Origin of the sequence: Actinomadura sp. NPDC023710 (assembly GCF_040639875.1) — a bacterium.
GTDB classification, from domain to species: Bacteria; Actinomycetota; Actinomycetes; order Streptosporangiales; family Streptosporangiaceae; genus Spirillospora; species Spirillospora citrea.
Window position 1 is genome coordinate 328,872 of sequence record NZ_JBFAGB010000001.1, and the last position, 6,517, is coordinate 335,388.

The following is a 6,517-nucleotide window of genomic DNA, read 5'->3' on the forward strand; positions in this document are numbered from 1 at the left end:
GGACCATGCTGGTCCTATGGCCGATCGCATGCACGGGCGCCCCGCGGCGCCGACGGAGACCACGATCTCGTCGGCGGACTGGGATTCGCGTGACCTGACGGGTGAGCGGCACGAAGGCGTCCTGTTCGTGGACGTGGACATGACCGAGGCCGGCGGCACCGGTGCCGCCTTCACCGACTGCACGTTCCGGGGTGTGCGGTTCAACGCGTCCAGCCACACCGACGGGGCGTTCCTGAACTGCACGTTCGTCCGGTGCGGCTTCTTCGACGCCGCCTTCACGGGCTGCAAGTTCGTGGGCAGCATGTTCGACGGCTGCACCTACGACCTGATGAAGGTCAAGGGCGGCGACTGGTCGTTCGCCGGCCTGCCCGGCGCGGATCTCCAACGGGCCGCGTTCACGGACGTGCGCATGCGCGAAGCGGACCTCACCGGCGCCCGGTGCGCCGGGGCGGAGCTGCGCGGGGTCGACCTTTCGGGGGCGTCCCTGCACAAGGCCGACTTCTCCGGCTGCGACCTGCGCGGCAGCGACCTGTCGTCGCTGGACCCGTTCACCGTCGAGCTGAGGCGCGCGGTGATCGACCCTTACCAGGCGGTGGTCCTCGCAACGGCGCTGGGCTTGGACGTCCGCGAGTAGGGCGGCTCGGCGGGGGTTCGGCGCAAGCGAAACGGCGTCCCTGCCGGGACGCCGCCGCTGGACACGTCACACCGGGTTACCAAGCGTGCACCTCATATCCGTCGGATCGGGTCAAGCCCGTCTCGACGCGCCTCCCGCGGCTGGTCGCGCGTGGGTACCCGGCTGCCGTGCCCGGACACTCGGTCCGTATGACCTGTGTACGCCTTATTTGCCCAGATGACAAGCCCCATTCCGAAAACGGCGCCTGGCCGGCGGGGGCGGTGCCGGAGGGGGCCTCGGGGACCCCTGAGACCAAGGAGGCATATTCCGGGCTTCCGTAAACGCCGTTCGGATCCCGAAATTGATCACTCAGGGTAACCATTTCCCTTTGCCGTCGATCGCGCGAAGGCGCAGGAAAGATCTTTAGTTCTCCTGTACGCTCCCACTCCCGTCCCGTTGCACTTCGTGTGTGCGCCGGAACGGGGCCCAGCCGAGGCCGGGCGGTGCCCTGCGCCGGCCGTTCCGGCGGATCGTCGCCGTCAGGTGCGAAAAATCGCCACGTGCCGGGCGAGTTTGCCGCTCGACGGAACTCTCGACGATCGGGCAGCATATGTTGTATCCGCCTAGACTTGAGTCGGTGAGTTTGCTTCTTCCATAGAGCGGACTTACACAAGGCTTAGCCCGAACTCCCCGAACCTTTCTGGGAAAGCGGGCCGGCTCTACCCCCCCGGAGCCGGACCGCCGGCGACCCCCGCTCTCCCCCCCGGCGGGGGTCGCCCTGTCGTGAGGCGGCCGGGCGGTGGCCCCCGGGTAACGATCCCGCGCCACCGCCCGCCCGCCGCCTCGGGCGAAGTTATCCACAGTCGGCGGAACCTTCTCGCCGGCCTCCCCGCGCGCCGCAGGGTGGATGTCTCCGAACGTCGAAGGAGCATCCGATGAATCTCGCGGCACTGATCGTCACCGGCGACCCCGCGCTCGCCGACGGCCTCCTCCGCCTCGCCGCCGCCGCGGACGCCCACGCCGAGGTCGCCTACGGCGCCGATGAGGCGAGACCCGCCTGGACCTGGCCCTCCCTCATCCTCGTGGGCGCCGACATCGCCGAGGACGTCGCGGCCGCCGGCCTCCAGCGCCGTCCGGGCGTCGTCCTCGTCACGGGCGGCGCCACCCCCGACGCCTACCGCCTGGCCGTGGAGGCCGGCGCCCAGGACGTCGTCGCCCTCCCCGACCACGAGGACTGGCTGATCGACGCCTTCGCCGCCGCCTGCGAACCCGAGGGCGGCTGGGCCACCGCCGTCTGCGTCGTCGGCGCCCGCGGCGGTGCCGGCGCCAGCGTCCTCGCGACCGCGCTCGGCCTCAGCGCGGCGGGCCAGGGCCTGCGCACCCTCCTCGTCGACGCCGACCCGTTCGGCGGCGGCGTCGACCTCCTCCTCGGGCTGGAGTCGCACGAGGGCGTCCGCTGGCACGACCTCGCCGAACGCCGCGGCCGCCTCAGCACCGCGACCCTCCGCGAGACCCTGCCGGGCTCGGGCGACCTGTCCGTCCTGTCGTGGCGGCGCGGCGAGCCCGTCCCGGTCGCCGAGGAGGCCGTCGGTTCCCTGTTCGACGCCGCCGCCCGCGGGTTCGACCTGGTCGTCGCGGACGTCCCCCGCCACCCCGGCGACATCGGCCGCGCGGCCCTGCGCGCCGCCGCCGTCACGTTCCTGCTCGTCCCGGCCGAGGTCCGCGCCACCGTGGCGGCCGACGGCCTCGCCACCGCCCTCCGCCGCGACACCGCCGACCTGCGCCTCGTCGTCCAAGGCCCCGCTCCGGGCGGCATCACCCCCGACGCGGTCGCGGGCGTCCTCGGCCTTCCGTTCGCCGGCTCCTTCGACCGCGACCGCCGGCTCCCCGCCGCCATCGACTCCGGCGACCTCGAACGCGCCTGCCGCCGCGGCCCCCTCGCCGACTTCTGCGCCACCGTCCTGGCCGACCTCGCCCTCCAGCCCGACGCGTACCGGGAGGCGGCATGACCGGCCTCTCCAGCGCCGTCCGCGACCGGCTCGCCAACACGGGCGGCGAAGCCACCACCGGCCGCGTCGCCGCCGCGCTCCGCGCCGAGGAACGCCTGCTGGGCGACCGCGAAGTACTGGCCCTGGCCGACGAGTTACGCGCCGAGTTCGTCGGCGCCGGCCCCCTGGAACCTCTCCTGCGCTCGCCGGACGTCACCGACGTCCTGGTGAACGGCCCCGACGAGGTCTGGATCGACACCGGCTCCGGCCTGGTCCGCACCGCGGTCCGCTTCCCGGACGAGGCGACCCTCCGCCGCCTGGCCCAGCGCCTCACCGCCGCCGCCGGCCGCCGCCTCGACGACGCCTCCCCCTGTGCCGACGCCCGGCTCCCCGGCGGCGTCCGCCTGCACGCCGTCCTCCCCCCGGTGGCCGCGACCGGCACCTGCCTGTCCCTGCGCCTCCCCCGCCGCCGCGCCTTCACGCTGGACGAACTGGTCACGGCCCGCACCGTCCCACCCGAGGGCGCCGACCTGCTGGCCGCTTTGATCGAGTCCCGAGCGGCCTTCCTGATCACCGGCGGAACCGGGACCGGTAAGACGACGCTTCTGAGCGGCCTGCTGTCCCTGGCGAACCCGTCCGAGCGACTCCTCCTTGTGGAGGACTCGGCCGAACTGAAGCCCACCCACCCCCACGTCGTCAGGCTGGAGGCCCGTCCGCCCAATACCGAGGGCGCTGGAGGCGTGACCCTGAACGACCTGGTCCGCCAAGCCCTCCGCATGCGCCCTGACCGCCTGGTGGTGGGCGAGGTGAGAGGCCCCGAGGTAGTGGTTCTCCTGCAAGCTCTGAATACGGGCCACGAGGGGGGCTGCGGCACCCTCCACGCGAACACGGCCGCCGACGTCCCCGCCCGCCTCGAAGCCCTGGCCTGCGCGGCGGGCCTCACCCGAGAGGCGGTCCACAGCCAGCTGGCCGCCGCCCTGGACATCATCGTCCACCTGGTCCGAGACCCAGGCGGAGGCCGCCGGCGAGTGGCCGAGATCTGCCTCCTCCAGCGAGACCCGACCGGCCTGGTCGGCGTCGTCCCCGCGGTCTCCTTCACCGCCTCCGGCGAGACCATCCCCGCCGCAGGCTCAAACGCACTCACCAGCCGCCTAAGAGCGACCTGGCGATGACCACGACCACCCCCTGCGCAGCCGCCGCCGTGCGGCCCTACCTGACGCCCGCCCCAGCACCCCACCGCCCCGACCGTCGGCGGGGTGCCCGGTGTTGATCGTCCTGGCCATCCTCCGCGCGGCCGCCTCTGTCTGGGCCTGCCTAGCGCCCAGCCTGCGCCCTACCGCCTGCCCTTCTGTGAGGAGCCTGGTGTCGATCGCCCTGGCCGTGCTCTGCGCAGCGGTGGCCGTGCGGCCCTGCCTGACGCCCGCCCCAGCGCACCATCGCCTTGATCGCTTGCGAGGTGCCCGGTGTTGATCGTCCTAGCCGTGCTCTGCGCGGCCGCCGCTGTGTGGACCTCCATGGCGCCCACTCCGGCGACCCATCGCCTGGATCGCCTGGATCGCCTGGACCGCCTGGACCGCCTGGACCGCCTGGGCGCGCCTCCACCAGGCGACCCGATGCGTCCGCTACGCACCAGACTGGCGGCCTTCAGGGAGCGCCGGACGCGGCCGCAACGTCGCCGAAGCTCGATCATCGAACTCTGCGACGCCATGGCCGCCGAACTGTCCGCCGGCCGGACCCCCGACGAAGCCTTCACCGCGGCCGCCGTCGTCCTCGACCCGCACATCTCCGAAGAACTGCTCAGCCTGCCCCGCCCGCCCCCCGATCACCTGCACGAACTGGCCGCGCAGCCGGGCGCGGAGGGCCTCCGCCTCCTGGCAGCCTGCTGGCGCGTCGGCTCCGAGCGCGGCGGCACCTTGGCCACCGTCCTGGACGGCTTGGCAAGCGCCCTCCGCGACGAGGAGGCCCAACGCCAGGACGTGTCCGTCCAACTGGCCGGCCCTCGCGCCACGGCCCGCCTCCTGGCAGCCCTCCCCCTTCTGGGCCTGGCCATGGCCGCCGCCCTGGGCGCCCACCCCGTCCCGTTCCTCTGCACCACCCTCCCTGGCCTCAGCTGCCTGATCACAGGCACAGGCCTCAACATCACCGGTCTCTACTGGACCCGCCACCTGGCCAAATCCGCTGAATCCCCCCGCTGACCGACGCCCCACCCACCCTGGAGAGCAGCCATGCACGCCCCAGGACTTCGGCTCCGCAACCCCCAGTCGCCCCACATGGAAGCCCCCTTCAATCGGCGCAGGACGTCGCCGGAGATCAGGTTGAGCAGAGGGCTCAATTCGGCGGTGGCGACGGCGCGATTACAGGGGCGTGCGCGGAGCGTGGTCAGTCGAACCGAGTAGAGAGCAGGTGAAGTGTTGACGACGCTCATGGTCATGCTCTGCGCGGCGGCATCGGGGTTTCTCCTTCCCAGGGGGATCGACACCTCCACGCGGAGGCTGATCGGTCGGTTCGGAGGGCCTCCGCCGAGGCACGCGGCGGCCCGACGGCGACCCCCGTGGGCGAGAGACCGCGCTCGCCTACGGGGGCCGTCCGTCCCAGCCTCGGAGGTGAAGGAGCGGGACGGGCCTTCGGAGGCGTCCGGGCGGCGCGACATCATCCTCCGGCGGGTGGCTGCGGGAGTGGCGGGAGCGCTGTGCGCGGTGACGCTGGGCGGCCTGGCCGGTGGAGTGATCGGCGTGCTGGTCGCCGCGGCCGTCTGGTTGTCCTTCAGCCGCCTCGGCAACGGGGAACGCCGCCGCAGGCGGGCGCGACTCATCGCCGATCTTCCCGTGGCGGTCGATCTCCTCGCCGCCTGCCTGCGCGGCGGCGCGCCCTGGCACGAGGCGGTCGACGCGGTCGCGGACGCGGTGGGAGGCCCGCTCGGCGAGGAACTGCGGGGCGTTTCCGTCCAGATTCGGCTGGGGGCCGACCCGGCGGAGGCCTGGCCGGTCTTGGCGGAGGAGCCGATGCTCGCCCCCTTGGCGCGGGCGGCCGTTCGGGCGGCGTCGACGGGCGCGGCGCTGGCCCCGTCCCTCAGCCGCCTCGCCCGGGACCAGCGCCGCGTGGCCCGTTCGGCCGCCGCTGCCAGGGCGCGAGCGGCGGGCATCCGGGCGCTCGCGCCGCTCGGCCTGTGCTTCCTTCCCGCCTTCGTGCTCCTTGGCGTCGTCCCGGCCATCGCCGGGATCGCCTCGACGATCCTCCTGCCCTGGTGAGCGGGTTATCCACAGAACGCGGTTCGCCCGTCGCCCGGCTTCCCGGCACAGCAGCCTGGAACCGACCACGAGCGAAAGGAGCCCCGATGAGGGCATGGAAGACGGTGGTGCGGCGATGGTCCGGAACCTGCAAGGACCGCGGGATGTCCACAGCCGAGTACGCGGTCGGCACCATCGCCGCGGCGGCCTTCGCCGGCCTGCTGTTCAAGATCGTGACCAGCCCGCAGGTGAAGACGATGCTTTTACAGATCATCGAGAAGGCCCTCAATCTGGCCGGTTGAGGGACGGCGGGATGGCCACGGCGGAGATCGCCGTGGCCCTCCCCTCCCTGGTGCTGATCACCGCGATGGCCCTGTGGGGGGTGAGGGCGGCGTCGATACAGCTCGCCTGTACGGACGCGGCCCGGACCGGCGCACGGGCGGCGGCGAGAGGCGAGTCGCTCACCGCCGTTCGCGAGCTGGTGGAGAGGGCCGTCCCGAAGGAGGCGACCATCCAGCTCCATCGCGACGAGGCCACCGTCAGCGTCGACATCTCGGCCCCCGTGGCCCCCGCCGCCGCGATCGGTCTACCGGCCGTCATCGTCCACGCCCACGCGGCCGCCGAAACAGAACCCGGCCTCCCACCCACCACCCCGTGACCCACCCCCTGTGATGCACCAACCCAGTGAC

At 73.1% G+C, this 6,517-nt stretch carries 7 protein-coding genes; all 7 read left to right on the forward strand.

Annotated features, from left to right (window positions below; all coding sequences use genetic code 11):
• The first annotated feature begins 16 nt into the window (after positions 1-16).
• The 7 genes from AB0H37_RS01520 to AB0H37_RS01550 all read left to right on the forward strand — a co-directional run bounded on the left by AB0H37_RS01520 (position 17) and on the right by AB0H37_RS01550 (position 6,486).
• Positions 17-634, forward strand: a complete 618-nt coding sequence (locus AB0H37_RS01520; protein WP_360610591.1) for a pentapeptide repeat-containing protein — start codon at positions 17-19, stop codon at positions 632-634.
• Between the two features lie 914 nt (positions 635-1,548).
• Entirely contained in the window at positions 1,549-2,622 is a 1,074-nt protein-coding gene (gene ssd, locus AB0H37_RS01525; protein ID WP_179838187.1) for a septum site-determining protein Ssd, read from the forward strand.
• Entirely contained in the window at positions 2,619-3,773 is a 1,155-nt protein-coding gene (locus AB0H37_RS01530; RefSeq protein WP_360610594.1) for a TadA family conjugal transfer-associated ATPase, read from the forward strand. Before ssd ends, AB0H37_RS01530 begins: the two co-directional genes overlap by 4 nt.
• Positions 3,774-4,307: 534 nt before the next feature.
• On the forward strand, positions 4,308-4,796 hold the full coding sequence (locus AB0H37_RS01535; protein ID WP_360610596.1) for a type II secretion system F family protein: 489 nt from the start codon (positions 4,308-4,310) through the stop codon (positions 4,794-4,796).
• Between the two features lie 468 nt (positions 4,797-5,264).
• Positions 5,265-5,849 carry a type II secretion system F family protein gene (locus AB0H37_RS01540; RefSeq protein ID WP_360610598.1) on the forward strand — a complete coding sequence of 195 codons (585 nt, stop codon included), beginning with the start codon at positions 5,265-5,267 and terminating at the stop codon, positions 5,847-5,849.
• Between the two features lie 86 nt (positions 5,850-5,935).
• The gene (locus tag AB0H37_RS01545; RefSeq protein WP_179838184.1) at positions 5,936-6,130 is read left to right on the forward strand and encodes a DUF4244 domain-containing protein; all 195 of its coding nucleotides are present in this window, start codon (positions 5,936-5,938) and stop codon (positions 6,128-6,130) included.
• Positions 6,131-6,141: 11 nt separating this feature from the next.
• Positions 6,142-6,486, forward strand: a complete 345-nt coding sequence (locus tag AB0H37_RS01550; RefSeq protein WP_360610601.1) for a TadE family type IV pilus minor pilin — start codon at positions 6,142-6,144, stop codon at positions 6,484-6,486.
• The last annotated feature ends 31 nt before the right edge of the window (positions 6,487-6,517 follow it).